Source organism: Pseudomonas sp. 8 R 14, assembly GCF_900005955.1.
GTDB lineage: Bacteria > Pseudomonadota > Gammaproteobacteria > Pseudomonadales > Pseudomonadaceae > Aquipseudomonas > Aquipseudomonas marginalis.
This window is the reverse complement of record NZ_CVTH01000088.1, coordinates 1-26,982: the sequence shown is the minus strand read 5'-3', so window position 1 is coordinate 26,982 and position 26,982 is coordinate 1. Positions and strand designations below refer to the sequence as shown.

Annotated in this window: 25 protein-coding genes and 1 pseudogene; 8 read left to right on the top strand and 18 right to left on the bottom strand. The window is 60.8% G+C overall.

All coding sequences use genetic code 11. The features are described from left to right. A pseudogene (locus BFQ01_RS27875) lies at positions 1–1,145 on the bottom strand (type IV secretion protein Rhs); the annotation flags it as partial. 332 nt (positions 1,146–1,477) lie between these two features. Here BFQ01_RS27875 and BFQ01_RS27870 point away from each other — a divergent pair. Beyond that, entirely contained in the window at positions 1,478–2,563 is a 1,086-nt protein-coding gene (locus BFQ01_RS27870; protein WP_065927819.1) for a DUF1615 domain-containing protein, read from the top strand. On the opposite strand, the gene BFQ01_RS27865 is transcribed toward BFQ01_RS27870, so the two are convergent. Further along, complete coding sequence (locus BFQ01_RS27865) at positions 2,564–3,358, bottom strand: DUF4349 domain-containing protein (protein WP_065927818.1); 795 nt, start codon at positions 3,356–3,358, stop codon at positions 2,564–2,566. Between the two features lie 156 nt (positions 3,359–3,514). On the opposite strand from BFQ01_RS27865, the gene BFQ01_RS27860 reads away from it, so the two are divergent. After that, positions 3,515–3,937, top strand: a complete 423-nt coding sequence (locus tag BFQ01_RS27860; RefSeq protein ID WP_065927817.1) for a PaaI family thioesterase — start codon at positions 3,515–3,517, stop codon at positions 3,935–3,937. Positions 3,938–4,035: 98 nt separating this feature from the next. On the opposite strand, the gene BFQ01_RS27855 is transcribed toward BFQ01_RS27860, so the two are convergent. From BFQ01_RS27855 to BFQ01_RS27845, 3 genes are read right to left on the bottom strand one after another with little or no spacing between them, the layout of a single operon-like run. Continuing rightward, the gene (locus BFQ01_RS27855) at positions 4,036–5,217 is read right to left on the bottom strand and encodes an acetyl-CoA C-acetyltransferase (protein WP_065927816.1); all 1,182 of its coding nucleotides are present in this window, start codon (positions 5,215–5,217) and stop codon (positions 4,036–4,038) included. An 11-nt stretch (positions 5,218–5,228) separates the two neighbouring features. Next, positions 5,229–5,888: a CoA transferase subunit B gene (locus BFQ01_RS27850; RefSeq protein ID WP_065927815.1), complete on the bottom strand. Its 660-nt coding sequence runs from the start codon at positions 5,886–5,888 to the stop codon at positions 5,229–5,231. A 34-nt stretch (positions 5,889–5,922) separates the two neighbouring features. Further along, positions 5,923–6,621 carry a CoA transferase subunit A gene (locus BFQ01_RS27845; RefSeq protein ID WP_032886653.1) on the bottom strand — a complete coding sequence of 233 codons (699 nt, stop codon included), beginning with the start codon at positions 6,619–6,621 and terminating at the stop codon, positions 5,923–5,925. Between the two features lie 133 nt (positions 6,622–6,754). On the opposite strand from BFQ01_RS27845, the gene BFQ01_RS27840 reads away from it, so the two are divergent. After that, positions 6,755–7,660, top strand: a complete 906-nt coding sequence (locus tag BFQ01_RS27840; protein ID WP_065927814.1) for a LysR family transcriptional regulator — start codon at positions 6,755–6,757, stop codon at positions 7,658–7,660. 62 nt (positions 7,661–7,722) lie between these two features. On the opposite strand, the gene BFQ01_RS27835 is transcribed toward BFQ01_RS27840, so the two are convergent. The 6 genes from BFQ01_RS27835 to BFQ01_RS27810 form a co-directional block, all read right to left on the bottom strand. Further along, positions 7,723–8,052, bottom strand: a complete 330-nt coding sequence (locus BFQ01_RS27835; protein WP_016977362.1) for a hypothetical protein — start codon at positions 8,050–8,052, stop codon at positions 7,723–7,725. Positions 8,053–8,516: 464 nt separating this feature from the next. After that, positions 8,517–9,380 carry an NAD-dependent protein deacetylase gene (locus BFQ01_RS27830; protein WP_065927813.1) on the bottom strand — a complete coding sequence of 288 codons (864 nt, stop codon included), beginning with the start codon at positions 9,378–9,380 and terminating at the stop codon, positions 8,517–8,519. 8 nt (positions 9,381–9,388) lie between these two features. Continuing rightward, on the bottom strand, positions 9,389–9,829 hold the full coding sequence (locus BFQ01_RS27825) for a CBS domain-containing protein (RefSeq protein WP_027603177.1): 441 nt from the start codon (positions 9,827–9,829) through the stop codon (positions 9,389–9,391). Positions 9,830–9,948: 119 nt separating this feature from the next. Beyond that, entirely contained in the window at positions 9,949–11,898 is a 1,950-nt protein-coding gene (locus tag BFQ01_RS27820; RefSeq protein ID WP_065927820.1) for a DNA topoisomerase III, read from the bottom strand. Between the two features lie 229 nt (positions 11,899–12,127). Next, complete coding sequence (locus tag BFQ01_RS27815) at positions 12,128–13,750, bottom strand: MFS transporter (protein ID WP_065927812.1); 1,623 nt, start codon at positions 13,748–13,750, stop codon at positions 12,128–12,130. A gap of 113 nt (positions 13,751–13,863) precedes the next feature. Further along, the gene (locus tag BFQ01_RS27810; protein ID WP_065927811.1) at positions 13,864–15,531 is read right to left on the bottom strand and encodes a GMC family oxidoreductase; all 1,668 of its coding nucleotides are present in this window, start codon (positions 15,529–15,531) and stop codon (positions 13,864–13,866) included. A 128-nt stretch (positions 15,532–15,659) separates the two neighbouring features. Here BFQ01_RS27810 and BFQ01_RS27805 point away from each other — a divergent pair, with 128 nt between their 5' ends. Beyond that, on the top strand, positions 15,660–16,553 hold the full coding sequence (locus BFQ01_RS27805; RefSeq protein ID WP_065927810.1) for a LysR family transcriptional regulator: 894 nt from the start codon (positions 15,660–15,662) through the stop codon (positions 16,551–16,553). A gap of 42 nt (positions 16,554–16,595) precedes the next feature. Here the strand turns inward: BFQ01_RS27805 and BFQ01_RS27800 are convergent, their stop codons facing one another. From BFQ01_RS27800 to BFQ01_RS27790, 3 genes are read right to left on the bottom strand one after another with little or no spacing between them, the layout of a single operon-like run. After that, on the bottom strand, positions 16,596–17,693 hold the full coding sequence (locus tag BFQ01_RS27800; RefSeq protein WP_065927809.1) for a DNA alkylation repair protein: 1,098 nt from the start codon (positions 17,691–17,693) through the stop codon (positions 16,596–16,598). A gap of 14 nt (positions 17,694–17,707) precedes the next feature. Next, complete coding sequence (locus BFQ01_RS27795) at positions 17,708–19,054, bottom strand: glutamine synthetase family protein (RefSeq protein ID WP_065927808.1); 1,347 nt, start codon at positions 19,052–19,054, stop codon at positions 17,708–17,710. Between the two features lie 11 nt (positions 19,055–19,065). After that, complete coding sequence (locus tag BFQ01_RS27790; RefSeq protein ID WP_027603184.1) at positions 19,066–19,623, bottom strand: helix-turn-helix domain-containing protein; 558 nt, start codon at positions 19,621–19,623, stop codon at positions 19,066–19,068. Positions 19,624–19,843: 220 nt separating this feature from the next. Here BFQ01_RS27790 and BFQ01_RS27785 point away from each other — a divergent pair, with 220 nt between their 5' ends. Beyond that, positions 19,844–20,152, top strand: coding sequence for an RcnB family protein (locus BFQ01_RS27785; protein WP_065927807.1), 309 nt, complete (start codon positions 19,844–19,846; stop codon positions 20,150–20,152). A gap of 76 nt (positions 20,153–20,228) precedes the next feature. After that, positions 20,229–21,422 carry an MFS transporter gene (locus BFQ01_RS27780; RefSeq protein WP_027603186.1) on the top strand — a complete coding sequence of 398 codons (1,194 nt, stop codon included), beginning with the start codon at positions 20,229–20,231 and terminating at the stop codon, positions 21,420–21,422. Here the strand turns inward: BFQ01_RS27780 and BFQ01_RS27775 are convergent. Further along, positions 21,385–21,657 carry a DUF1652 domain-containing protein gene (locus BFQ01_RS27775; RefSeq protein WP_027603187.1) on the bottom strand — a complete coding sequence of 91 codons (273 nt, stop codon included), beginning with the start codon at positions 21,655–21,657 and terminating at the stop codon, positions 21,385–21,387. The two genes, BFQ01_RS27780 and BFQ01_RS27775, sit on opposite strands and share 38 nt — an antisense overlap. Before the next feature lie 131 nt (positions 21,658–21,788). Further along, positions 21,789–23,285: a PAS domain S-box protein gene (locus tag BFQ01_RS27770; protein WP_065927806.1), complete on the bottom strand. Its 1,497-nt coding sequence runs from the start codon at positions 23,283–23,285 to the stop codon at positions 21,789–21,791. A gap of 22 nt (positions 23,286–23,307) precedes the next feature. Between BFQ01_RS27770 and BFQ01_RS27765 the strand changes: the two genes are divergently transcribed. Beyond that, on the top strand, positions 23,308–23,529 hold the full coding sequence (locus BFQ01_RS27765) for a hypothetical protein (protein ID WP_137213029.1): 222 nt from the start codon (positions 23,308–23,310) through the stop codon (positions 23,527–23,529). Positions 23,530–23,578: 49 nt separating this feature from the next. On the opposite strand, the gene BFQ01_RS27760 is transcribed toward BFQ01_RS27765, so the two are convergent. Both BFQ01_RS27760 and BFQ01_RS27755 read right to left on the bottom strand, forming a co-directional pair. Then, the gene (locus BFQ01_RS27760; protein ID WP_176718767.1) at positions 23,579–24,748 is read right to left on the bottom strand and encodes a hypothetical protein; all 1,170 of its coding nucleotides are present in this window, start codon (positions 24,746–24,748) and stop codon (positions 23,579–23,581) included. Positions 24,749–24,762: 14 nt separating this feature from the next. Then, positions 24,763–25,650 (bottom strand): nitrilase family protein, encoded by an 888-nt coding sequence (locus BFQ01_RS27755; protein ID WP_065927803.1) that lies wholly within the window; start codon positions 25,648–25,650, stop codon positions 24,763–24,765. Between the two features lie 75 nt (positions 25,651–25,725). Between BFQ01_RS27755 and BFQ01_RS31965 the strand changes: the two genes are divergently transcribed. After that, positions 25,726–26,945, top strand: a protein-coding gene (locus tag BFQ01_RS31965; RefSeq protein ID WP_370467938.1) for an IS3 family transposase whose coding sequence is annotated in 2 segments (ribosomal slippage) — positions 25,726–26,071 and positions 26,071–26,945 — 1,221 coding nt in all. Because the reading frame shifts where the segments join, the coding sequence is not laid out codon by codon here. Positions 26,946–26,982: the final 37 nt, after the last annotated feature.

Sequence of the window (26,982 nt, the reverse complement as noted above, 5' to 3'; positions counted from 1 at the left end):
ACCGTCTGCTGAGTCTTCCTGCGAACCGCCGGCACCGGGTTCGAAACCACATGCTCCCCAACCTTCAACGGCGCAACCGGTACAGTCTTGATCGCTGTCGCGGGGCCACCGAGCAGCAAAGGCTTCAGCGCTTCGGCATGCGGCTCCAACCCCGGCTTTACAAGCTGCTTGGCCAGCAACTCCAACAACTCCCGCGCGCGCTTGGATTTGATAGCGCTCAGCACTTGAGCCCCCAGCCGCGCCACCACCCCCATCGCACCCAATACACGAATCAACAGCAGATTGATCAGGACCTCGCCAGTGATCTCACCCCACAGTTCAGTCATCTGCGGCGGTGGCAGCAGGCGCATCCAACTGACCATCGCCGACAGGTAGATAAACAACAGCGGCTCATCGCTGAGCACCAGCAAACCATTGGCAATCGTGTCGTTGCCGAGCTTCAGCAGTTCATCAAGTTCGGCCTGGGAGAGGTAGGCCAACAGCTTTTCGCCGTTGGGCTTGAGGTCCGCCAGCAGGTCATACAGCTGCGTAACGTTGTCCCACACATTGAAGAGGGCTTTTCCAAGGCCGCTGAAAAACGCTGCTTCCAGCATTCGGCGCCGATCGAGGGGCTTGGCTTCGGCATAGTCTTTCCACTGATCCTGGAAAGTGCGGGTCCACTCTTCACGCAGGCGAGCCTCCAACCCCGCGATCACCGACTGATAAGACCCATACAGCGCCTTGACGTGGTCCTTGGAAACGTTGGGATAGAAGGTGATCCGGTACGGCTGGTTGCGATCACACTCGGTGATTTCGAGGAGGCCGCTGGGGCCGATGGTCTTGTGGATCGGCTCGCCCAAGGGGCCGCCATTGGGATCGACGCGCTGCAGCATCACCGGCGTGTCGCCGATGGGCACGAAGCGCGTGCTTTGGAACATATGCACCAGCGTCAGGGTGCCATTGGCCGGGCACGTGGCGACGGTGCTGCTGGGGATGATTGAGCGATTGATCGGTGCGACCAGCGCCACCTCATCGCCGACCTTGAAGACCTGCTCGACCTCCAGCGCCGAGAAGCGCCAGAAGCTTTGCGCCCAGTCATCGAATGTATTCAGGCATTCGCGAAAGTCACGGAAGACGCTTTCAACGTCGACCGTCTTCACATCCATCGGGGCCAGGGCCAGCCTGCCAATGGCCGGGTTCAAGAGGCAGCCCCTTCAACCAGGGCTTTAACGAAAACCACCATCTGCAATCCCTCGCACTGTGTATTCAGGCGAGGGACTTTGCAGCGGTTTTCAGGCTGGGGCTGTAGAGCTTATCTTGCCGTTACGTGGGAGCTTTCAGCGGCTATCGTCCCTTTTTGGCGACGTATCAAAAAGCCTTCAGCGCTGCGCGAACGCCAGGTTCAACCCTGGCTGGCGAGAAGGTGAGTTGGCGAACCCGCGTTAGACTTACCGGTCCATATCCGCAACGCCTGGCCCATCGTCCTCAAGGAAGCCCCATGTCCCCACGCTGCCTGATCCTCTGCCTCACCTCATTGGTGGTGCTGGCCGGCTGTTCCACGCCACGCGGCCCGCAGCAACCAGCGCGCAGCGAAGCCGAGGTGAAGGCCGAGATCGTGCGTTTGCTCCCGGCGAAGGTTCCAGACCGCAACGGCTGGGCCCAGGACATCTACACCGCCTTTGACACTCAAAAGATCTACCCCAGTACCGAGAATATCTGTGCCGTATTGGCGGTGACCGAGCAGGAGTCCACCTATCAGGTCGACCCGCCCGTACCCAATATGGGCAAGATCGCCCAGGATGAAATCCTGCGCCGTGCCGCCAAGGTGCATGTGCCCGCTTTTGTGGTGCGCAGCGCCCTGCAGCTGCGCTCGCCCACCGGCCAGTCCTATGCCGACCGCTTGAATGCCGCCCGCACGGAGAAGGACCTGAGTGGCATCTTCGATGACTTCATCAGCGTGGTGCCCCTGGGCAACACCCTGTTTGGCGGTTTCAATCCGGTGCACACCGCCGGTCCCATGCAGGTCAGTATCGACTTCGCCCAGAAGCAGGCGCGGGGTTATCCCTACACGGTGGATGGCACGATTCGTCGGGAAGTCTTCACCCGGCGCGGCGGCATGTACTTCGGTATCGCCCATCTGCTCGGTTACCCGGTGAGCTATGACCAGCCGCTGTACCGCTTTGCCGACTTCAATGCGGGTTGGTACGCCAGCCGTAATGCGGCGTTCCAGGCGGCTGTCAGCCGCGCGTCGGGCACTGAGTTGGCGCTGGACGGGGATTTGATTCGCTACGGCTCATTGCTGCCCGGCACCACCGAACTGGCGGTGCGCTCATTGGGCGCGAAGCTGGACATGCGCAATCCCAGCATTCGCAGCCAGCTGGAACAGGGCGAACAGTTGGATTTTGAAGACACCACCCTCTACAAACGCGTGTTTGCCCTGGCCGACCAGGCTGCCGGCAAGCCGATGCCCCGTGCGATCCTGCCGGGCATCGTGCTCAAAAGCCCGAAGATCACCCGCAACCTGACCACGGCGTGGTTTGCCAAGCGCGTGGATGAGCGGTACCAGCGCTGCATGAAGCGCTGATCAGCTGCGGCGCCGGACAAATTTGCGCCACAGCCACACCCACAACCACACCACCGGAAACGCCAGGATCACGAACGGCAGCACATAGCTGGCGCGTTCCAGGGCGTCTGCGGTGCCGTCCACCAGGTTGGTCCCCAGGTTGCTGAACATCCGGCTGAAGCGTGACGGTTGGTTCGCGCCGTCGGCAGAGCGGAAGTTGAGGGTGACGCGGTTGGTATCCAGGCGACGTTGCTGGCCGGCGGCAACCTGGGCGAGTTCCTGCAGTTCGTTTTCAATGCCCGCCTGCTCCTTGCTCAAGGCAATCAGGTCGCTGACGCTGATGTCCTTGCGCTTGGCCAGTTCATCGAGGCGCTGTTGCTGGGCTTGCAGGCGATCCTGGCGGCGACGTATATCGGCGACCGCGTCGGCCAGGTCTTCGGCGGTGGTGATGCGCTGGCCGAGTTTGCCGCCCTCAGCGGCCAGGGTGACCATCGGTTCGACGCCGCTAGGTGCGATCCGCAGGATGATCTCGCCGCCGTTGCTGTCTTCGGTGATGCCAAGGATATTGCACGCGCCAAACCGCGCCGATTCACAGGCCTCACGGGTGGCCTGCATGCGCGGCGCGAGCAGGGCGCCGGGCAGGGCCAGGGTCAGTTCGTGCTCATAGGCCAGTTGCGCACCGGCCCGACCTTGTTCGCCATTGATCACCGTGGCGCGGGAGTGGTCCTTGGGTGAACAGCCGACCAGGGCCAGGCCGGCCAGCAGGATCAACAGGGGCGCGCGAAGCGATTGAAGGGGGCCGTCCGGATGGCGCATTGCAGTTCCTTGAGATGTGGGGGGGACATTGGCGGCGATTAAAGCGGGTCCGGCGAATTAACGCAAAGTATCGTGCAGGATTTGCAAGGCTGATGGTGATGGCTGCCGTTGGGCGTGTGGCGTACACCTCAAATTCGACCCCAAGGAAGACTCGTCATGATTGCCCACGCCGTGCCCGAAGGTTTTGTCCCGCTGCCGCGCAGCAGCCCGTTGCTGGATTTGCTTGGCCCGGCGTACTGCCGAGGTGACGGCCTGCAACTGGAAATCGGCCTGCGCGCCGACAATCGCCATGCCAATGGGCGTGGAACGGTGCACGGCGGGGTGCTGGCGACCCTGGCGGATGTCGGTATGGGCTATGCCATGGCGTTTTCCAGTGAGCCGCCGTTGCCGTTGATTACGGCGAGCATGACCGTGGATTACCTGGGGGCGGTGCAGGTGGGGGAGTGGATTACCGTGCGTTTGGAACATCACAAGCGAGGGCGGCAAATGGCGTTTGCCACGGTGAGCCTGCAGGTGGGAGAGAAGGTGGTGGCGCGGGCGAATGCGGTGTTTGCCGTGCCTCTCGCTGACAGGCAATAAAGATCTTATAGGGGAGGGACTGTGTTTGTTCAGGGAAACCGCATAAAGAAAAGGCCTGGCTTTTCGTGGAGCCGGGCCTTTTCCGTGTTGCTCGTTTATCAGCTGCGTTCGAGGGCCAGGGCTACGCCCTGGCCGCCACCGATGCACAGGGTCGCCAGACCTTTCCTGGCATCGCGCCTGATCATTTCGTGCAGCAGGGTGACCAGCACGCGGCAGCCTGAAGCGCCGATGGGGTGGCCGATGGCGATGGCGCCGCCGTTGACGTTGACCTTGTCCGCATCCCACTCCAGCTCTTTGCCTACCGCCAGGGATTGCGCGGCAAAGGCTTCGTTGGCTTCGATCAGGTCCAGGTCGCCCAGGCTCCAACCGGCTTTGTCCAGGCAGCGGCGGGTGGCCGAGACCGGGCCGATGCCCATGATTGCCGGGTCGACACCCGCGTTGGCGTAACTGGCGATACGGGCCAATACCGGCAAGCCGAGGGCCTTGGCCTTGTCGGCACTCATCAGCAGCACCGCAGCAGCGCCGTCATTCAGGCTGGAAGCATTACCGGCGGTGACGCTGCCGTCTTTCTTGAACGCCGGCTTGAGCTTGGCCAGGGATTCGGCGGTGGTGCCGGCGCGAGGTTGCTCATCGACGGCGAAGGCAATCGGGTCGCCCTTGCGCTGGGGAATCAGGATCGGCGTGATCTCATCGACAAAACGCCCGGCCTCGATGGCGGCGGTGGCTTTCTGCTGGGAGGCGGCGGCGAAAGCATCCTGGGCTTCACGGCTGATGCCGTATTTGTCCACGAGGTTCTCGGCGGTGATGCCCATGTGATAGTCGTTGAACGCATCCCAGAGGCCGTCGGTGATCATGCTGTCGATCATCTTGGCGTGGCCCATGCGCAAGCCCGTGCGCGCAGCAGGCAGTACATAGGGTGCCAGGCTCATGTTCTCCATGCCGCCGGCGATGATGACCTCGGCGTCACCGCAACGGATGGCCTGGGCGCCCAGGTGCAGGGCTTTCAGGCCCGAGCCGCAGACCTTGTTCAGGGTCAGGCTCGGCACGGCGTGGGGCAGGCCGGCGAGGATCGAGGCCTGGCGCGCGGGGTTCTGGCCGGAACCCGCGGTGAGTACCTGGCCGAGAATGACTTCATCGACTTGAGCCGGGTCCAGGCCGGTCTGCTCCAGCAGGCGACGGATCACGGCGGCGCCCAGCTCCGGTGCCGGAATGGTGGCCAGCGAACCTTGAAAGCTGCCCACGGCGGTGCGGGTGGCAGCAACAATCACGACGTCTTGCATGGAATCTGTCCTCACTGGAAGTGCATTTCTGGAACGTGGTCCGGGACGATCAGTTTACCGGCGGTCTTGCTCACAATCTCTTCAACGCTGACGCCAGGTGCGCGTTCCTTGAGGACAAAAGCGCCATTTTCGATTTCCAGGTACGCCAGGTCCGTCAGTACGCGCTTGATGCAGTTGGCGCCGGTCAGCGGCAGGCTGCATTGGCTGAGCAACTTGGACTCACCGTCCTTGGAGGCGTGGGTCATGATCACGATGATGTTTTCCGCACCGGCCACCAGGTCCATGGCGCCGCCCATGCCCTTGACCAGTTTGCCGGGGATCATCCACGAGGCGATGTTGCCGTGTACGTCCACTTCAAAGGCGCCGAGCACGGTGAGGTCGACGTGGCCGCCGCGAATCATCGCGAAGGATTCGGCGGAGGAGAAGATCGAGGCGCCGATGCGCGCCGTCACGGTCTGTTTGCCGGCGTTGATCATGTCGGCATCGATGGTGTCTTCGGTAGGAAACGGACCCATGCCGAGCAGGCCGTTTTCCGACTGCAGCATGACTTCCATGCCTTCGGGGATGTAGTTGGCCACCAGGGTCGGAATGCCGATGCCCAGGTTGACGTAGAAACCGTCCTGCATTTCGAGGGCGACGCGTTGAGCCATTTGTTCGCGGGTAAGAGCCATTTTATGAGTCCTTATTGTTCGGGCTGGGAGCGGATTATTTGCGCACGGTGCGCTGTTCGATGCGCTTCTCGAACGTGCCGCAGATGATCCGGTCGACGTAGATGCCAGGGGTGTGGATCTGCGCCGGGTCCAGCTCGCCCGGTTCGACGATTTCCTCGACTTCGACCACGGTGATCTTGCCAGCGGTGGCGGCCAGCGGGTTGAAGTTCTGGGCGGTGTGGCGATAGATGACGTTGCCGAAGTGGTCGGCTTTCCAGCCTTTGACGATGGCGAAGTCGCCGGTGATGGATTCTTCCATCAGGTACGGGCGACCGTTGAATTCGCGGGTTTCCTTGCCTTCGGCCACCGGAGTACCGACGCCGGTGGCGGTGAAGAAGGCGGGGATACCGGCGCCGCCTGCGCGCATTTTTTCCGCCAGGGTGCCTTGGGGGGTGAGGACCACTTCGATTTCGCCGCTGAGCAACTGCTTCTCGAACAGGGCGTTCTCACCGACGTAGGAAGCGATCACCTTGCTGATCTGCTTTTCTTCCAGCAGCACGCCCAGGCCAAAGCCGTCGACGCCGCAGTTATTGGAAACCACGGTGAGGTCACGGGTGCCTTTGCGCTTGATCTCATTGATGAGGTTTTCCGGAATGCCGCACAGGCCGAAACCACCGGAGAGCACGGTCATGCCGTCTTCCAGGCCTGCCAGTGCTTCCTCGTAGGACGCCACGCGTTTATCGAAACCTGCCATATGCACCTCTTTTATTGTTTGTGGGCCAGCCAATGAATCGAGTGTTGCGCTGACAGATTGATTTGTTAAGTTGTTTTTTAAGGTTGATTGATTTAGAAAACAGCATAGTCAACCCGCCGCCCGGAGTAGCGTCATGACCGTTAAACAGATGCGTGCCTTTCTGGCCGTGGCCCAAAGCCTGAGTTTTGCCGCCGCCTGCGAGCGCCTGCACCTCTCTCAATCGGCGTTGAGCCTGACCATCAAGGGCTTGGAGGAAGGGCTGGGTGGGCGCTTGTTCAGCCGCAATACGCGCAACGTGGCCCTCACGCCCGAGGGCGAATCCCTGCTGCCTCTGGCCCGTCGGCTGATGGCCGATTGGGACAATGCCGAAGACGAACTGCGTCAGCTGTTCACCCTGCAACGCGGGCGGGTGACCGTGGCGGCGATGCCGTCGTTTGCCGGCAACCTGCTACCGCCGATCCTGAAGATATTCCGCGCCCGTTACCCTCAGGTGAACGTGACGGTGCATGACTTGATCAACGAGCAAGTGCTGGAGATGGTTCGCGACCGCCATGTGGAACTGGGCGTCGCGTTTGAACCCTCGGAAGGCTCGTCGCTGGCCTTTACGCCGTTGTACCTGGACCGCTTCATTGCGGTGGTGCCCGGTGATTCACTGCTGGCACAGTGTGCCGAGGTCGACTGGAAAACCTTGCTGGAGCACCCGTTCATCACGTTGCAGCGGCCTTCCACGGTGCGGGTGATGCTGGAGGAGCACCTGGGGGCCTTGAAGATGAAGCTGCCGGTGGCCTTGGAAAGCCATCAATTGGCAACCGTGGGCAAGATGGTCGCCAGCGGCCTGGGTGTCAGCGCCGTACCGGCCTTGTGTGCGCAGCAGATGCAGGAGGCGGGGGCGCATTGCATCACCTTGACCGGTCCGGTGATCGAGCGGCCGATTGGCGTGCTGACCAAGCCTGGGCATGAACTGTCGGCGGCGGCGCAGGTGTTGTTTGATATTTTTCGCGATGAGGCGGGGAAGGGCAGGTTTCCGGCGGTGTTATAAAACAGCTATTAAAAAGCCCGCTCGAATAAACCAGCGGGCTTAAATTTAAAGTGGCACTGTTATCAGCAGTATCTATCAATCACTTTAACGTGCGATTGGCCTTTGAGGTTCTGCCATTCGGTATTAAGTGTGTGGAATACTTGCTCGATAAAGTTGCGATCGGCCGCGGCCTTCTTGCCGACATAACCCTGGCCACGGCGGTACATCTTCAGGCGCGCCGCTAGTTCACGGTTATTGCGGTCGAACTCGGCTTCTTCGGTGTGGGGCGCCAGGCAGTCGATTTGCACTTCGCCCGATTTGCCAATCCACAGGATATGGTCGTCGAGTGTGTCTTTCTGCGCTGCGAACATCTCAGCCAATTCATCGATAGTTGGTTGGTTGTTCAGATTCATGTGTAAGCCCCTTGACCAGTTGGCGATCTATCAGTTGATTCCGTTAAAACTGCTTAGTTGTCTCCGGCTTGGAAAACCGGGCGTCAGTGACGGTCTGCCGAATACGGGCAGGGTCTTGAACCTGATGCATGTAGTCTTGCTGATGAACTGCTACGCAATGGTTTCATAACGAAGACAAGCCGCATTTGAGCGCCTTGTACCGATCCTTTCGGGTCGGTCAGCTTCATCAATCTGCCTTGTGGGCAGTGCACATCCGGAAAAAACAGCTCGGCGGTCAGACGAGCTTGTTCAAAACGCTTGCTACCAACGCTCCCGATCCGGGAGACGTCTAGATCATGCAAGGACAAAAAGGTTACGTCAACGGTTATGTAGTGATTATTTTTGATCACTACATAATTCGTCGTGGCTATGGGGAGATACGGCAAATGCGTGACTCGAGCGTCATTTTTTGCGCTGGACGGTCGCTATGGCTGAGGAGGGGTTGACTGCAGGCGGTCTGCCAACAAGGGCAGAAGCTGTTCGCACGAGGTTTCGATCTTTACCTGCAACAACTCATCACCCCGGGTCTTGCCCAGGTTGATGGCGATCACCGGTTTGCCCTGTTCGACCATTGCCTTGCACAGGCGAAATGCGGAGTAAGCCATCAGCGATGAACCTACCACCAGCAGCCCCTCGGCATGCGCTACCGCCGCCATCGCCCTGGCTGCCGTCGCCGGTGCGACGTTCTCGCCAAAAAACACCACGTCCGGTTTCAGTCGCTCACCCTGGCAATGGGGGCAGCGGGGGACCTGGAAGCGCTCTTCAAACGCGGGATCAAGCAGGGTGTCACCATCAGGCGCCTGTACCGCATGGACTTGCGCCAGGTACGGGTTATCGATTTCCATCTGGCGCTGGATCAGGTCGCGCGTGCTGTGCAACTGGCAATCCAGGCACAGCACCCGGTGCAGGCTGCCGTGCAATTCAATCACGTCATGGCTACCGGCCTGGTCATGCAAAGTGTCGACGTTTTGCGTGATCAGGCCGCTGATGTGCTGGCGTTGTTGCAAGGTCGCCAGTGCCCGGTGAGCGTTGTTCGGCTGGGCGATACGTACCCTCGGCCACCCCAGCATCGCCCGTGCCCAATAGCGCCGCCGCGCCTGGGCAGTGGCGAGGAACTCCTGGTACATCATCGGCGCCTTGCCCCGGCGCACGCCTTCGCTGTCGCGGTAGTCGGGGATTCCCGACGACGTGCTGATGCCCGCACCGGTCAATACCAGGAAGCGCCGTTCGGCCATGGCGCGGTGCAGGGTGTCGAGGTGGTCCTGTTGATGTTCCAGGGTATCGAGCATGGGGTCCCCTATTCGCCGCGGATGTACTGCTCCAACTGCTTGATCAGGTCTGCCTGTTCGGCGATGGCTTCCTTGACCAGGTCACCGATGGAGAGCAGGCCCAGCAGTTTGCCGTCTTCGACCACCGGCAGGTGGCGCAGGTGACTGTCGGTCATGATGTTCATGCACGCTTCGACACTTTTATGGGTATCGACGGTTATCACCGGCGAGCTCATGACCTCATGGACCTTTGTAGTGACCGACGATAGGCCCTTGAGCATTATTTTGCGTGCGTAATCGCGTTCGCTGATGATCCCCACCACCGTGCCTTCCTTGACCACCGGCAAGGCGCCGACGTTTTTCTCCGACATCCGCACCAGCGCCTCAAACACAGTGTGGTCCCATTGGATGGTGTGGACGTCCTGGTTTTTCTGGTCCTTGGCTTTGAGCAATTGTGCGACGGTTTTCATGGCGGCCACTCCGGTGTTGTTGTTATCCCCTACAGAATCCTAGACGGCACTCGCCGGGGCAAGGTCCAATGCGGCGTTAAACTCGTCGAAAAACGTCATTCGCCGGTTTTTTTCGCCTTTCACCCGGTTTTTTTCGGTTTCCTGGCGCGCTCTGGGCCAGTGGCGGTCTTGCGAGGGGCCGCCTTGCGCTTCTTTTTCCACGGCGCAGCACCTCGGCCCGGCGGGCTGGCCGGCCCGCTGATGGTCATGCGCATGCCGTTGCAACGCGCCACTTGCTTGCTCATCCACGCCGCCTGCTTGGCGACGAATTCTTCCAGGCTCATCTCACCGCTTTGCACCATGTCCAGCGCCTGTTCCCAGATCGCGGTGGTGCCGGGGTCGGCAATGGCGCGGGGTACCGCGTCGATCAGGCTGAAGGCTGCCGGGGTGGCCGACAGCGCCTTGCCGTTCTTCACCAGGTAACCCCGGTCGAGCAACCCCTGGATAATCCCCGCGCGAGTGGCTTCGGTGCCGATGCCGGTGGTGTCCTTGAGCTTTTGCTTGAGCAGCGGGTCTTCCACCAGCTTGGCGACGTTTTTCATCGCCTTGATCAGGTCACCTTCGGTAAAGGGCTTGGGTGGTTGGGTCCACAGGTCCTTGAGGTTGACCTTGGCTACCGCGTAATCCTGACCCTGCACCAGTGTCGGCAAGGCCTGGGGGGCCGGTGCTTCACGGCCCTTTGCCGGTGCCAGGGCTTCGGGCAAGGCACGTTTCCAGCCCGGTTCGATCACCACTTTGCCCACCGCACGCAACGCCTGGCCCGCACAGTCGAAATCCGCCTGGGTGCGATCGTATTCATGGTTGGGCAGGAACTGCGCCAGGTAGCGCGCGCGAATCAAGGTGTAGACCGCACGGTGCTTGCCGGTGAGTTGGCCGACGTCCTTGCCGGCGCCGGTGGGAATGATGCCGTGGTGCGCACTGACCTTGGCATCGTTCCACGCCCGTGAGCGGCGCTGGGGATCGATATGCGGCATCAGCTCATTGACTGCTGCATCCGCACGGCCCAATGCGGCGAGAATCTTCGGCGCCTCGCTGTGCTGGCTCAATGGTAGGTAACCACAGTCACTGCGGGGGTAGGTGATGACCTTGTGGGTTTCGTAGAGGGATTGGGCGATATCCAGGGTTTCCTGGGCACCGAGGCCGAGCTTCTTCGAGCAGATTTCCTGCAGGGTGCCGAGGTCGAAGGGCAGGGGGGCCACCTCGCGCATGCGTTCGGTGCGCAGCTTGATCAGGCGTGCGCTGGCGGCGTTGCTCATGGCGTCGGCAGCGTCCCGGGCCAACTGCGGGTCAAGGCAGCGGCCCTGGTCGTCACAGGCATCCTCGGTCGCGCGCCATTGTGCGGTAAACGTCATGGATTGGTGGCGCAGGTCCACATCAATGGCCCAGTACGCCACGGGCACGAAGTCGGCGATGCTGCGGTCGCGGTCCACCACCAGGCGCAAGGTCGGTGTTTGCACCCGGCCCACCGGCAGCACGCCCTGATAGCCGGACTGACGCCCCAGCAGGGTAAACAGGCGACTCATGTTCATGCCGATCAGCCAGTCGGCGCGGGAGCGGCCCAGGGCCGAGTGGTACAGGCTGAAGGTTTCGGCGCCGGGCTTGAGCGCCGCCAGGGCCTTGCGGATGGAGGCATCGTCCAGTGCCGACAGCCATAACCGCTGGATCGGCCCGCGATAGCGGCAATGCTCGACCAGTTCGCGGGCGATCATCTCGCCTTCACGGTCGGCGTCGGTGGCGATCACCAGTTCCTGGGCTTCCCCCAGCAGGCGCTTGACGGCCTTGAACTGGCTGGCGGTCTTGGGCTTGACCAGCATCTTCCATTTTTCCGGGACGATCGGCAGGTCGGCCAGCCCCCAGCGTTTGTATTTGGCGTCGTAGGCGTCGGGCGGGGCGGTTTCCAGCAGGTGGCCGATGCACCAGGTGACGGTGACCCCATTGCCCAACCAGCAACCGTCGCCACGGCGACTGGCGCCGAGCACGGCCGCGATGTCCTTGGCCTGGGAGGGTTTTTCACAGAGGTACAGCCGCATGGTCATCACATCAGATCGGGTTGATGCTTTGCAGGATGCTCAGTCAGAGGAATTTGAGCAACTATTATCTGTATGAATGTACAGCAATTCGTGTAAGCGTTGCGGAAATAAATGTGGGAGGGGGCTTGCTCCCGATAGCGCCATATCAGTCAACGCAACTGTGACTGAACCACCGCTATCGGGAGCAAGCCCCCTCCCACAAGGGATCTCCTGTGTTCAGGCGATCGGTTTAATTGTTGTCGAGATCCACATGCCGCGTTTCTTTAAGGCAAAACAATCCGACAATTAGGCTCACCCCCGTCACCACCACCGGGTACCACAAGCCATAGAAGATATCCCCGGTGTACACCACCAGCGCAAACGACACGGTCGGCAGGAAGCCGCCAAACCAGCCGTTACCGATGTGGTAGGGCAGGGACATCGAGGTGTAGCGGATACGTGTCGGAAACAGCTCGACCATCAGCGCCGCCAGCGGGCCGTAGCACATGGCGGCGATCAGGATCAGCACCACGATCAGCACCACCACCATCACCTTGTTGACCTGCGCCACATCCGCCGAAGTCGGGTAGCCGGCCAGGGCCACTGCACCGCGCAGCGCTGCCTCGTCGAAGCCGTCGATGCGCACTTCACCCACGCTGACCTGCACCGGGCTGCCGGCCGGGGCGGCGGCACTGCTGTACGGCAGGCCTTGTTTGACCAGGAAGGTCTTGACCTTGTCGCACGGGCTGTCAAATTTCGCCTTGCCTACCGGATCGAACTGGAAGGTACAGGTGGCCGGGTCGGCCAGCACGGTGATCGGTGCCTGGCGGCTGGCCTGGTCCATCGCCGGGTTGGTGTAGTGCGCCAGGCCCTTGAAGATCGGGAAGTACAGCGCGGTGGCCAGCAGCAGGCCGAGCATCAGCACCGGCTTGCGCCCGACCTTGTCCGACAGCCAGCCAAAGAAGACGAAGAACGGCGCGCCAATCACCACGCTGATGATCAGCAGCATATTGGCCAGGGCCGGGTCCATCTTCAGGAACTGCGTGAGGAAAAACAGCACATAGAACTGCGACGCGTAGAACGTTACCGCTTGCCCACCGTTGATGCTGAACAGCGCGATCAGCACCACCTTGAGGTTTTCCCATTTACCGAAGGACTCACGGATCGGCGCCTTGCTGGCCTTGCCTTCCTCTTTCATTTTCAGGAATGCCGGCGACTCGTGCAGGCTCATGCGGATCCAGGTGGAAATACCCAGCAGCACAATGGAAAACAGGAACGGAATACGCCAGCCCCACACTTCGAACTGATCGCCGGTGAAGTACCGGCATGCCAGCACCACCAGCAACGACAGCAACAAGCCCAGGGTCGCGGTGGATTGAATCCAGCTGGTGTTGAGGCCGCGTTTGCCGGCTGGCGCATGCTCGGCCACATAGGTGGCCGCACCGCCGTACTCGCCGCCCAATGCCAGGCCTTGCAGCATGCGCAGCACGATCAGGATGATCGGCGCCGCGATGCCGATGCTGGCGTAGGTTGGCAGCAGGCCGACGCAGAAGGTCGCCACGCCCATCAGGATGATGGTCACCAGGAACGTGTATTTGCGCCCGATCATGTCGCCCAGGCGGCCGAACACCAGCGCGCCGAACGGGCGCACCACAAAGCCGGCCGCAAAGGCCATCAAGGCAAAGATAAACGCCGTGGTGTCGTTGACCCCGGCAAAGAACTGTTTGCTGATCACCGCCGCCAGGGCGCCGTAGAGGAAAAAGTCATACCACTCGAACACCGTTCCCAGGGACGAGGCGAAGATGACTTTTCTTGATTCGTTACCGGTGCTCGCGTTGGTCGCCGAGCCCAGGGTTTGAGCATGTTCTGACATCGGGAAGCCCTCACAGTGATTATTTATTGTTGTTCCACTGTCGGCGCCAGGCTCAGCGCCGCTATTTCTCAGTTCCTTGCAGGAGCGAGCTTGCTCGCGAACGTTGTCAACAATTACGCGGGAAACCCGGAGGGCAGCGGCGCTTTTGTGTTTTTCGCGAGCAAGCTCGCTCCTACAGTGTTCGGCGAAAGGATCAGCTGCGCGGCTTTTTCCGCGATCATCAGCGTCGGTGAACAGGTATTGCCGGAGGTAATGCGCGGCATGACCGAGGCATCGGCGATACGCAGGCCGGGCACACCATGTACGCGCAACTGGGCGTCGACCACCGCGTCTTTATCGCTGCCCATGCGACAGGTGCCGACTGGATGGAAGATCGTCGTGCCGATACGCGCGGCGGCTTCATGCAGTTGCTCTTCGGTTTGCAGTGCGTCGCCGGGCAGGTATTCCACCGGTTTGAATTGGCTCAGGGCCGGTGCGGCGACGATGCGTCGGGTCAGGCGAATGGCGTCGGCGGCCACCCGCAGGTCCTCCGGGTGGCTGAGGTAGTTGGGCCGGATCAGCGGCGCATCCGCCGGGTTGGCCGAGCGGATATCGATGCGGCCACGGCTTTGCGGGCGCAGGTCGCAGACCGAGGCGGTAAACGCCGGGAACCCATGCAGCGGTTCGCCAAAGCGCTCCAGGGACAGCGGCTGTACGTGGTATTCAAGGTTGGCCGAGGTCTGTTCCGGGCCCGAGCGGGCAAACGCGCCGAGCTGGCTGGGCGCCATCGACAGCGGGCCGCTGCGGTCATACAGGTAGCGCAGGCCCATGCCCATCTTGCCCCATACGGTGCCTGCGATCTGGTTCAGGGTGCGGGCGTTTTCCAGCTTATAGATCAGCCGCAGCTGCAGGTGATCCTGCAGGTTGCCGCCGACGCCCGGCAGTTCATGCCGCACATCGATGCCCAGCGGCTTGAGCACGCTGGACGGGCCGATCCCCGAGCGTTGCAGGATGCCCGGCGAGCCCACGGAGCCGGCGCACAGCACGATTTCCTTGCGCGCCTTCCAGCTCACTGGCTGGCCGTTTTGACGCCCGATCACGGCCGAGGCGCGGCCGTTTTCCAGGACCACGCGGTCTACCTCGACCTCGGTCAGCACGGTGAGATTGGGCCGCTGGCGGATCGGCTTGAGAAACGCCTTGGCCGCGTTCCAGCGCACCCCGGCCTTCTGGTTGACCTGAAAGTAGCCGCAGCCTTCGTTATCGCCCTGGTTGAAGTCGCTGATCGTGGCAATGCCGCTTTGCGCCGCAGCATCCCGAAAGGCGTCCAGGATCGGCCAATGCAGCCGCTGCTGCTCGACTCGCCATTCGCCGCCGTCACTGTGGAATTCCGAGCTGCCGGCAAAGTGGTTTTCGCTCTGCTTGAACAGCGGCAGCACGTCTTTCCAGGCCCAGCCGTCGTTGCCTGCCGCCGCCCAGCCATCGTAGTCCTGGGCCTGGCCGCGCATGTAGATCATGCCGTTGATGGATGAGCAGCCGCCGAGCACCTTGCCCCGTGGGTAGCTCAGCGCACGGCCTTGCAGGCCTTCCTGGGCTTCGGTCTTGAAGCACCAGTCGGTACGCGGGTTGCCGATGCAGAACAGGTAGCCGACGGGGATATGGATCCAGGGGTAGTTGTCGCGGCCACCGGCTTCAAGCAGCAGCACGCGGTGGGCGGGGTTGGCGGACAGTCGATTGGCGAGCAGGCAGCCTGCGGGGCCGGCGCCTACTACCACATAATCGTATTGCGCAGCTGCAATGGGCATCTGAGGTCTCGCTTGTTTTTCTTATTGGCTCCATCCTAGTTGTTAGTTTTCGTCTTAAAAATGTTAGTTTTTACCCAGCTGCTGTGCGTTTTTAAACAGCGCTATCCAGGCCATGCAATGGAGGCGACATGTTCGACTGGAATGACCTGCGGTATTTTCTGGAGTTGCAGCGCAGCGGCCGCCTGCTCACCGCCGCGCAGCGCCTGAAAACCACGCACGCCACGGTGGCCCGGCATATCGAGGCCATCGAGAAGAGCCTCGGCACCGCGCTGTTCGTGCAGCACGCCCAGGGCTACGAACTGACCCCCGCCGGCGAAGCCCTGCTCAAACACGCCGAAGCCATGGAAAACGTCGCGCTGTTGGCCGAGGACGAATTGACCCACTCCGCTGCGCCCCTGGGCAAGATCCGCCTCGGGGTGGCCGAAGGGTTGGGGGTGATGTTCCTCGCCGGCCGCATGGGCGGGCTGTTCGAACGTTATCCCGGCCTGGAAGTGGAACTGCTCGCCGTGCCGCGTTTCGTCAGCATCCTCAACCGCGAGGCGGAAATCAGCATCCACCTCGAACGCCCCAGCGTCGATCAACTGGTCACACGCAAACTCACCGATTACCGCCTGGCGCTCTATGCCAGCCGCGCCTACCTGGCGCGCACCCCACCGATTGAAAAGCGCGAAGACCTCGCTGCCCATTCATGGATCGATTACGTCGACGACCTGCTGTTCAGCCAGGAATTGAAGTTCCTCAGCAGCTTCTGCCGCAATCCCAAGGTAGTGTTCCACAGCACCAGCGTCATCGCCCAACACCAGGCCGCACGCTCCGGTTTGGGGATTGCGGTGCTGCCGTGCTTCATGGCGTCGGGTGACCCGCAGTTGGTGCCGTTGCTGCCGGGGGAGGGGATCCAGCGCAGCTACTGGATCAGCTCGCGGCGGGAACTGCACAAGTCGGTGCGGCTGCGGGTGTTGTGGGACTATGTGGTGGAGTTGTGCGCGCGGGAGCAGCCACTGTTGCTCGGCGAATCCAACTGAAGAAACCTTCCCGCATTGATCTGTGGTGTTGGTTGAATCGGATTAATCCCTCAATTCGAATTCGGCACTGCCCAATCGCTCTCCATTCACCAGCACATGCACCGCATGCCTGCCGGGATAGTGCTTGCGCGTGGTCAACGCGCGAATATGTTGCTCGCGGCGGATGCTCTGCCGTTCACCCGCGCCCAGCGTAAACGCCTTGAGCTTGAACACCTTGGCCGCGCTGTGCCCCGCGCTTTTGACGTAGTCGATGGCGTAGTCCACCACCAGTTTCTGCGCAGTGGCAGCGGTGGATTCCAGGCTGAATGACAGGTTGATCCGCTCGCCCAGGGTGATCACCGCCGGCGTCACGCTCAGGTGATGGAGCTTCACCTCGGCCTTGGCGCCTGCGCCCATGATCGTCAGCGCGCGGGTGTTGCCCTGCTTGATCAGGCTGCGCAGCGCATGGCGGGCGATCCAGGCGGTGTGCGGGTTATCCAGGTTCCAGCCTTCGATCAGGCTGAGCACCCAATCCGGGTGGTCCTTGGTGATGTCGTTGAGGTGGTTGGCCACGGATTTGCGTACGTAGAGGCTGCTGTCGGCCTTGAGGTTATCGAGGATCGGCGCGCACAGCTCGGGGTTGGCCTGCACCTTGGCCAGGCGAAACGACCACGGCAGGCGCGGGCGCGAGCCTTCGCTGGCGAGGCGGCGCACGTGATCGTTGTCATCCCGCGACCAGGTTTGCATGACCGCCAAGGTGCGTTCGAAGTCGTGGAGCAAGAAGGGTCTTATGGCGAACTCAGCCGAGCCAAAGGGGGTGAAGTATTTGAGCGCGGCCATGGAGCGTTTGAAGTCATCCAGGCCGTAGCTCGCCACGTAGTGCGGCAGGCACAGGCTGACAAACCCGCTGTTCAGGCGCGGGGCCAGGGCGTAAAGCAGTTTGAGGCTCTGGGCATAGTCCAGCGGGATCACCGCGTGCAGGCTTTCGCTGACCCGCGCCATACGCTGCATCACCGATAACTCGGCGAGCCCGGCCTTGGCATGCTTGAGAAACCCCTTGGCGTCGAACGCCGGGTACACCGCGGTCATCTCGTTGGCGATGTGTTGCAGGCGTTCGAGGTTGAAGATTTCCTTGAGGGCCGGGGCGCTTTGGTCGGTCATCGGTTATTCCAGGTTTAAAGAAACCAACGGTATTCCCGCGCGTTGATCTCTTGTTGAAAGGCCAGGTGATCCTGGCGTTTGTTCTCGCAGTACACGTCGATAAATTCAGCACCGAGCTTATCGCGCAATACCGGCTGATGCTGCATGGCGCGTACGGCATCGAGCATTTCCACGGGGAAATCGGTGCCGCTATTGCGGTCCTCGTTCAGTGGCGCGATAGGTTCTCGCCCGGCTTCAAGGCCATGTTCAAGGCCGACCAGGATCGCCGCCAGCACCAGGTACGGGTTGGCGTCGGCACTGGCCAGGCGATGTTCGATCCTCAGGTTGCGCGGGTCGGAGTCGGGGATGCGCACGCACGCATCGCGGTCTTCAAACCCCCAGCAGGCGCGGGTGGCCGCGTTGACCGTACCGCCCAGGCGGCGGAAGGCATTGTGGTTGGGCGAGAAGATCGGCATGCAGTGGGGCAGCAATTCCAGGCAACCGGCCACGGCATGGCGCAGGGGTTGCTGCTGGTGCGCCGCGAGCACATTGTTGCCCGCACCGTCGTACAGGCTGACATGCACATGCATGCCGCTGCCGGGAAATTGCAGGTAAGGCTTGGCCATGAAGCTGGCGCGGTAGCCGTGCTTGAGCGCCACGCCGCGGGTGCTGCGACAGAACAGGGCTGCCCAGTCGGCGGCGCGCAGGCCGTCGTCGAGGTGGCCGAAATTGATCTCGAACTGGCCGGGGCCGAGTTCGGCGGTGATCACCGTGATGTCGATGCCCTGGTCCTTGGCGGTCTGCGCCATGTCGTCCAGCACTTCGCTGAAGCGCGACAGCCGTTCGATATGCAGGTTGGGCTGGTCGTCGGTGTCATCGCTGAGCGGGTCGCGAGCGAATTGCGGCAGGCCGTTGTCGAGTTTTTTGTCGAACAGGTAGAACTCCAGTTCGAAGGCCACCACCGGGTGAATGCCTTTGTGGTGCAGGCGCTCCAGCACCTTGGCCAGGACTTCGCGAGGTTCGAATTCGATCGGCGCCTCGGTGCCGTCCGAGGTGATCAACATCTGCCCCAAAGGCTGCGACTCCCAGCTCACCGGCTTGAGCGTGCCGGGCACCAGGCGGCGGTTGGCATCCGGGTCGCCGTCGTGGAAGCAGTAGTCGCCGATCTTGAACAGCCCGCCCTGAACCCCCAGCAGCACGGCGTTCTGCGGCAGCTTCAAGGGGCTGCCGGCGGCGACCTTTTCCAGCATCTCGATGGGGTAGCGCTTGCCGTAGAAATGCCCGGGGATGTCCAGGGCAATCAGGTCGACATAACGCACGTCGGGATGGTTCTGGCGAAAGGTCCGTACTTCGGCCAGTAACGTGGAGGCTTGGCTTTTCACGCGTGTTGCTCCTAGTTGTAAACCCACAGCACGCGGGCGGGCAGGTCGGTGAGGTTGGCGTAGCGGCAGTGGGCGAAACTGGCCAGGTGGAAGCTGTCACCGGGGCCGAGGGTGACCGAATCGGCCTCGCCCTCTACCCACAGCGTCAATTCCCCTTCCAGTACAAATCCGGCCTGCTCGGCGCGGTCGCTCATGGTTTGTTCACCGCTATTGGCACCCGGGGCCAGCAGGCTGTCGAGCATCGAGAAGGCGCCATTCATGCTGGGGGACACCAGGATGTCGGTGATGCCATTGGCGTAATACACCGTGCGGCGTTCGTTGGGGCGGGTGACCCAGCTCACGGCCTTGGGTTTGGACAGGCTGTAGAAATAGGTGGTGGGCACGTCGAGGGCATGGCTGATGGCGGTGAGATCCGCCACGGTCGGACGCGACAAGCCCCGTTCCACTTGGGACAGGAAGCCCACCGAACGCTCGATTTTCTGTGCGAGTTGGGCGAGGGTGAGCTTCTTGTACTTGCGCAGGTCGTGGATCAGGATCGCCAGGGCGTCGAGTTCTTCTTGCTGGTTCATGAAATTTATATCTAATAATTTCATGAAAAATTACAGGATTTATTTCATGGCGGCAATGGGCAGGGCGCGTAAGCCCGCTCACCACAGGGAGATTTGTCAGGGTCTGAAAAGTTGTGTAGATACCTATGCTCATCACAGGGGATCAAGGTTCAACAGGCTGAATGATTTCATGCGCCTGCGGTCGGAACCTGGGTACGCATCATTCATTGAAGGAGCACCCATGAAGTCCAAAACCCTCGCTGCCTGTGCCCTGGTCGCCGCCAGCCTGTCCACCGCCAGCTTTGTCGTGCAGGCCGGCGACACTCCCCAGGAAACCGTGCAGCCTTCGAACATCAATACCCGTGATTTGAAAGAAGGCGACCGTGCCCCGGACATCCTGATGCGCAAGGAGTCGGCGGTCAGCGACTGGAAGAAACGCGGTCTCAAGCAGCCTGAAGCCGACAGCCAGTGGGCCCGTGTGGGCGACAGGTTCGTGCTGCTCAAAACCACCAACGGCACCATCCTGGAGATCACGCCCGTCAAGAAATGACCCGCGTTTTTTCCTCGCTCTTGCGTTAAGGTAACCGGCCATCAAGACCGCGTTACCTTAGACGAAAGAGAGCAGGATGCTTGCCACAATAAGAAACTACCCCCGCGCCGTGAACCTGTTGTTGTCCGCCACGTTGCTGCTGACGCTGGCCAAGGCGATTACCTTTCCCTACCTGGTGATCTACCTCACCCGCCAATTTGCCCTCGACATCACCCAGGTCGGACTGGTGATCGGCAGCTCGTTGATCCTTGGCTCGCTGCTCAGCGTATATGGCGGTTTTCTGGTCGACCGCATCAACAGTTATCGACTGTTGCTGGGGTTGAGCGTGCTGTTTGGGCTGGGTTTTATCGGTACGGTGCTGGCGCAGAACATCTGGGCGTTCTACAGCTGCCTGATCCTGATCAACCTGGCCTACGCGGTCATCGATATTGCCGTAAAGGCCGGCTTTGCCAGCTTGCTGCCGGAAGATGCGCGCAGCGAAGTGTTTTCCATCAAGTACACGCTGACCAATATCGGCTATGCCGCGGGGCCGTTCTTTGGGGCGATGGTGGCCAAGCTGGACATCAGCCTGCCGTTCATCCTGTCGGCGTTGTTGGGGGCGGGTTTTTTCCTGCTGTACTGGCGCTGGGGCGATCGCACCCTGGCGACCATCGATGTGACGCAAAAGCCGGTGCCGTTCCTGGCCGTCGGCCGCGTGCTGCTGCGTGACCATCGCCTGGTGTGCTTCACCCTTGGGGGTGTGCTCAGTGCCGTGGTGTTCGGCCAGTTCACCGCCTACCTCTCGCAGTACCTGGTTACCACCACCAGTGCTGAATACACCTACACCGTCATCAGTGCCGTGCTCACCACCAACGCCGTGCTGGTGATCGCCTTGCAGTACGTGATTGGTCGACGTATTTCCCACCGTTACCTCAGCCAATGGCTGATCGCCGGCCTGGGCATGTTCATGCTGGGCTTGATTGGTTTTGCGCTGTCCACCAGCGTGCTGTGGTGGGTGCTGGCGATGGCAGTATTTACCGTGGGGGAAATCATCGTGTTCCCGGCCGAATACATGTTTATCGACCGGATCGCCCCGGACCACCTGCGGGGCATGTACTACGGCGCACAGAACCTGTCCAACCTGGGGGCGGCGCTGGGGCCGGTGTTGTGCGGGCTGGTGCTGGCCAGCCTGCCGGCCCACTACATGTTCTACATGCTGGGGGCGTTCATCGTCGCGGGCGGGGTGTTCTATTTCATTGGTTCGTCGTTGAAGGCGCGTCTTCCAGCGTGACCTTGCCCATGTTGTTGCTTTGCAGTTCGTAGCGCAGTTCTTCCACCATCTTTTCCACGTCTTGCGGGGTCTGCAGCCGGTTGGTGCTGATCCCCGTCACCACCAGGTCCACCCGGCCGGTGTCGGCGTCGTAGACCTTGAGGGTCAGCGACGCATCCCGGCACAGGGTGAACTCGCATGTCAGCGGCGCGAGGCCTTCTTCGATGCAATTTCGCAGTTGAGAGAGCGTAAACATGTGGGTTCCTTCAGGGTGTCGTTTTACGACGGCACAGGTTGAAAGCCCTGTACTCACACCCTGAAGGTTAGGGATTGGGACTGCGCGGGATAAGGCGAATTCGCACTAGCCGCACTAGTGCATTTGCACTTTTATCGGGTTTTCTTAACCCGCAGTTCACCGGCAAACAGTCCGCGTTCACGGGCCCAGACAATCGCTGCACTACGGCTATGCACCCCCAGTTTCGAGTACACCGTGGCCACATGGTTACGCACCGTGTTGGGCGCCAATTTCAGGCGTGAGGCGATCTCCTTGTCGGCCAGGCCCTCGCAGATCAGGCCGAGTACATCGCGCTCGCGGGCGGTCAGGTCGGTAAAGGCCACGTTCGGCAGGTTGGGGCTGTTGACGCTCTTGGCATTGGCCAGTTTCTCGATCAGGGTCTGGCTGAACCAGGACGCGTCCTGCATCACTTCCTCGATGGCCGCCACCAACTCCAGTTCCGAGCGCTTGCGTTCGGTGATGTTCATCATCACCAGCAGGTAGCAGGGGACATCCTGAATGGTCACCGTGTCCGCCGAGACCACGCAGTCGATGACCTCGTTGCCTTTCTTGCGCACCTTGAGGTCCTGGCCATCGAGGTTGCCGGCTTTCTCCAGGGTGGCGAACAACTGGGCGGCTGCCTCCTGGCTGTCGATGAAGTTGATGTCTTCGATGGATTTACCGATCAGCTCTTCGCTGGTGTACCCGGTAATGGTCATGAACGCTTCGTTGACATCCACCACCTGCCGGTTGGCGGCGTTGCACACCAAGGTGGGCACCGGCGTCAGGCGAAACGACTTGGCGAAGCGCTCTTCACTCTGGCGCAGGGCGATCTCGGCCTTGCGGCGTGGCTCCAGGTCGGTGAAGGAAAACAGCATGCAGTCTTCCTCGTTCATGTCCAGCGGCTGGCCGGCGACGATCACCAGTTTGCTGCCGCCTCCGGGCAGTTTCAGCTCGGCCTGCATCTGCGGGATGGTCGCGCCTTCCCCCAGGCGCTGAACGGCCAGCTCCCTGCGTTCGGCATGCTCCAGCACGTCCAGTTCATACACGGAGCGGCCGATCACCTGGTCGCGGGTGTAGCCGGTCATCTCCAGGAAGCCCTGGTTCACTTTGATATAGCGCAGGTCGCTGAGGCGGCAGATCACTGCCGGCGCCGGGTTGGCGTTGAAGGTTTTTTCGAAGCGCTGTTCGGCGCTGGCCCATTCGGTGGCGTCGCTGAGGATCAGCACCAGCAATTCAGGCGTGCCATGGGCATCGCTGATGACCAGGCTGCGCAGGCGGTGCACCCAGGTTTTTTCTTCATCGGCGGTGGGCATGACCTCCACTACCACGTCACTGAATTCATCGCCTGCCGCCGCGCGGGCGAGGGGGTAATTCTCCAGGGGCAAGGGATGATTATTGCGATAGCGCAGGGCGAAGCGTTCGGCGTATTCCCGGGCATTGCTGCCCAGTGCCGCGACGTCATCCACCCCGTGCATGGTCAGCGCGGCTTCATTGGCCCAGAGGATGGTCTGGTCCACCTCTACAAGGATGATCCCATCGGACAGCCCGGAGATGATCTGCTGCAGCTGGCGGCGGTTGGTTTCTTTGGCGAGGACATCCTGGGTCATGGTTTCTCCGGGTTTTAGACGCATGAAAGTACGACAGCCCGGTGTCAGGATAGTGCAGGGCAATTGCGCGGCGTGGGGTGCGAATGCACCAGGTGGCCTGGTGCCTTTGCGCGAGGATGAGCAGTTGAAGCAACAGGCCGAGCAGAAAAACCGTGAAGTGACGCCCAAGCAGCTGTCCCGTGCGGCGTTGAGTTTCTTTGTGGGGCGAATGGCGCAGACGATGCGTCGGATACCGTTGGCTTGATTGATTGTTGTGTTCAAAGGTGGTTAGGGGGTTCCCCTAACCACACCTTTCAAGTTGCCAGCCAACCTACGATCGGCACAATCATCAACGTACTCAAGGCCATTGAAACTACATTGCCAATGTACGGATGAAAATGGGCAGGCAGTCTCGCCGCAATTGCACAGGCCAACGGCGGTGCGATCAGCGCGCCCAGCAATGCACTTGAAGTCACCACCATCCAACTGCCACCGTGGGTCAACACTGCTGCCGGCACCACTGATACCAACGGTACATAGGTGGGATACCAACCCCGCTTTATCCATTGATGGCGCCAGATCACTACGCCAAAAGCCGACGTCAGTGCCTGCGCTCCCACCATGTGCAAAAGCAGACCAGAGCCATAAGCCGGGCTCATGGGGTTGAGGGCATAGGCAAGCAACACGCCTGCCAGCAGTCCGAGACTGGCCAGCTCATTTCCAAAAAAGGGTGCTTCGGAAAAGTCCGCCAGCACTCGGCGCAGGCTCCAGAACACTCCGTAACTGGGCGGGGTAACAGGTATCGGTCGGTCTGGAGCGATAGAGTCCGAACGCACCAGCGAGGGCACCCGACGACACAGTACAAATGCGATGACGCTTCCGATAGCCATGCCCAGCACATTACCGACCACGGCTGGTAAACCCAGTGGCACACACACCAGATTGACGATCAACAAGCACATTGGAGTAACCAGTAAAGCTCCCAGCACTGCACCATTGAGGGCGACCTTCCAACCGCTGCCAAACATAAGCACCATCGCTGCTGGCAGTGAAACAAACGCCGCAAACGTAGGCTGCCAGGTTTCGGCGGTAACGCTCCAACCCCATAGCAGGTTGCTCAGCAACAGCCCGATCAACGAACTGGTCACCACCCAAGGCCACAATCCGGTGCCATAGCAAATGGAAAAGCCCTGCCAGGCTTTGCCACGTTTGTTTGCCCACCATGCCAGATAGGCACCACTCAATAGGCCCAATGACGCGAGTTCATGCTTGTAAAAGGCAACTTCGCTTATATCCCCCACTACCCACCGCAACCACGCTACGGGTTGGGGGAGGGCCGTCACCATCTCGTTGTATCCTGGCCATGAACCTTGATGACTGGATACAACCCATACCGCGAGCAAGGTAGCGACGAGTCCCAGTACAACAACTGTGATATCCGCTCGTGAGCGGGTTGGTGTTTTCCTGGCAAACAACGGTTCCATAGGTTGCCCTCCTCTCAGCGAGGCAGGGCAGGGTGCTGGGAATACCCGAGCATCTGATCATAAAGATCATTGCGACGGTCCCGTTGCAGATCATTGAGGCTGTTCCAGATCGGCGCGCTGCGGGCGCTGGTGATGTCAATGTCGGCGAACAGGATCTCCTGGCGATTGGCCGAAGCCACGGCGCCGATTGGCCAGCCATTTGTCCCTGCAATCAAGGAGCATCCGAGATAGCGGGCATCCCGCTCTTCACCAATGCGGCTGGCGGCCGCGATAAATACGTTGTTCACATGTGCAGCGGTCATCGTCAGGTACGACGCCATGCACTTTCCTGCCTCATCGAACAACGGTGGGGGGGTCCACACCCAATTGTTCAAGCTGCAAATGATATCGGCGCCTTGCTGGCTCAAAATGCGCGGTACCTCCGGAAACCAGATGTCCCAGCAGATCAGCAGGCCGATACGACCGATCGGCGTTTCAAACACTGGAAAGCCAGAATTCCCCGGGGTGAACCAAAGCTTTTCCAGGTTCCATAAATGGGCTTTGCGGTATTTGCCTATGAACCCGTCGGGCCCCAGCAATACGGCTGTGTTGAACAGCTGCATACCATCGATTTCGCTAAGACCGGCGACCAGATACACCTGGTGCTTGCAGGCAAAATCGATCCATTCCCGCACACTCGGTCCGTTCGGCACTGCCTCTGCATGATCAAACGCGTCCTGGCGGCTGCTGAAGAAATAGCCGCAGTTGGAAAGCTCCGGCAGCACGATCAGATTGGCGCCGCCGTTTACTGCTTCAGTCGCCAGTAGAAGACTTTGACGCAGGTTGTCGCTTTGGTTGGCTATACCGACCTGTGGGTTGAACTGAATGACGGCGACGCGGGCAGGGCTTGTTGGTTCGTTCATGGGGGTGAACGAGCCCCATGAAAGACAGGACACCGTTTCCCCCTTACGATAAGGGATAGGCAAACGGTTATGTTTATGACTAATAGCAACGACAAGAGTGGGGAGCTTTTGGGCCAGGAGCGGCGGCGCCGCTGGAGCCCGGAGCAAAAACTGGCCATGGTTCGCGAGAGTCTTGAGCCAGGGCAAAGCGTTTCGGTGGTCGCTCGACGCAACGGCATCAATGCCAACCAGCTGTTCCTATGGCGCAAGTTATATCAGGACGGCAGTCTGTCGGCGGTCAGTGCCGGTGAAGCCGTTGTGCCCGCCTCGGAGTTGAGCGATGCGCTCAAGCAGATCCGTGAACTGCAACGGATGCTGGGCAAGAAAACGATGGAAGCAGAAATCCTCAAAGAGGCCGTGGAGATCGCCCGGTCGCGAAAATGGATTGCGCACTCACCCTTGTTGCCGGGGGACGACCAGTGAAGCTGGTCAGCGAATGTCTCGGTGTGGCGCGCTCGCAATTAACGGTTCGAATCAAGCAATCGGTATCGCTCAAAGTACGGCGCCGCAGGCCTGTGGACGATGCTGATCTGGTGGTTGAAATCCAGCAACAGATCAGCGAACTGCCCAGCTATGGCTACCGTCGTGTTTGGGGATTGCTGCGTCGTGCCCGTGAAACCCAGTCGCTGCCGGCGATCAATGTGAAACGGGTTTACCGGGTCATGCGCGATCACGACCTGCTGTTGGCGCGGCGCATCAAACAGCCCGGCGTGCCGCGTCGGCACGAGGGTCGTATTGCGGTGCAAACCAGTGATACGCGTTGGTGCTCGGACGGCTTTGAGTTCCGCTGTGAGGACGGCGCCAAACTGAGCGTGACCTTCGCCCTGGATTGCTGTGACCGCGAAGCCATCGGCTGGGTCGCGAGTCCGACCGGGTACAGCGGCGATGACATCCGCGACTTGATGCTGGAGAGCGTAGAGAAACGCTTCGGTGATCAACTGCCTGCAACGCCGGTTCAATGGCTAAGCGACAACGGCTCGGCGTACACCGCCGAACAGACACGCCTGTTTGCTCGACAGATCGGTTTGCAGCCGGTGACCACCCCGGTGCGCAGCCCGCAGAGCAACGGCATGGCCGAGAGCTTCGTGAAGACGATCAAACGTGACTACGTTGCGCACATGCCCAAGCCGGATCGAGAAACGGCGCTGCGCAACCTGGCAATTGCCTTCGAGCATTACAACGAGCAGCATCCGCACAGCGCCTTGAACTATCGCTCACCGAGGGAGTTCAGGCGCTTGGCAGCAGCATCAATTTGACGGGGAGTTGGTGTCCGGTTTTGTAGGGGCAAGTCCA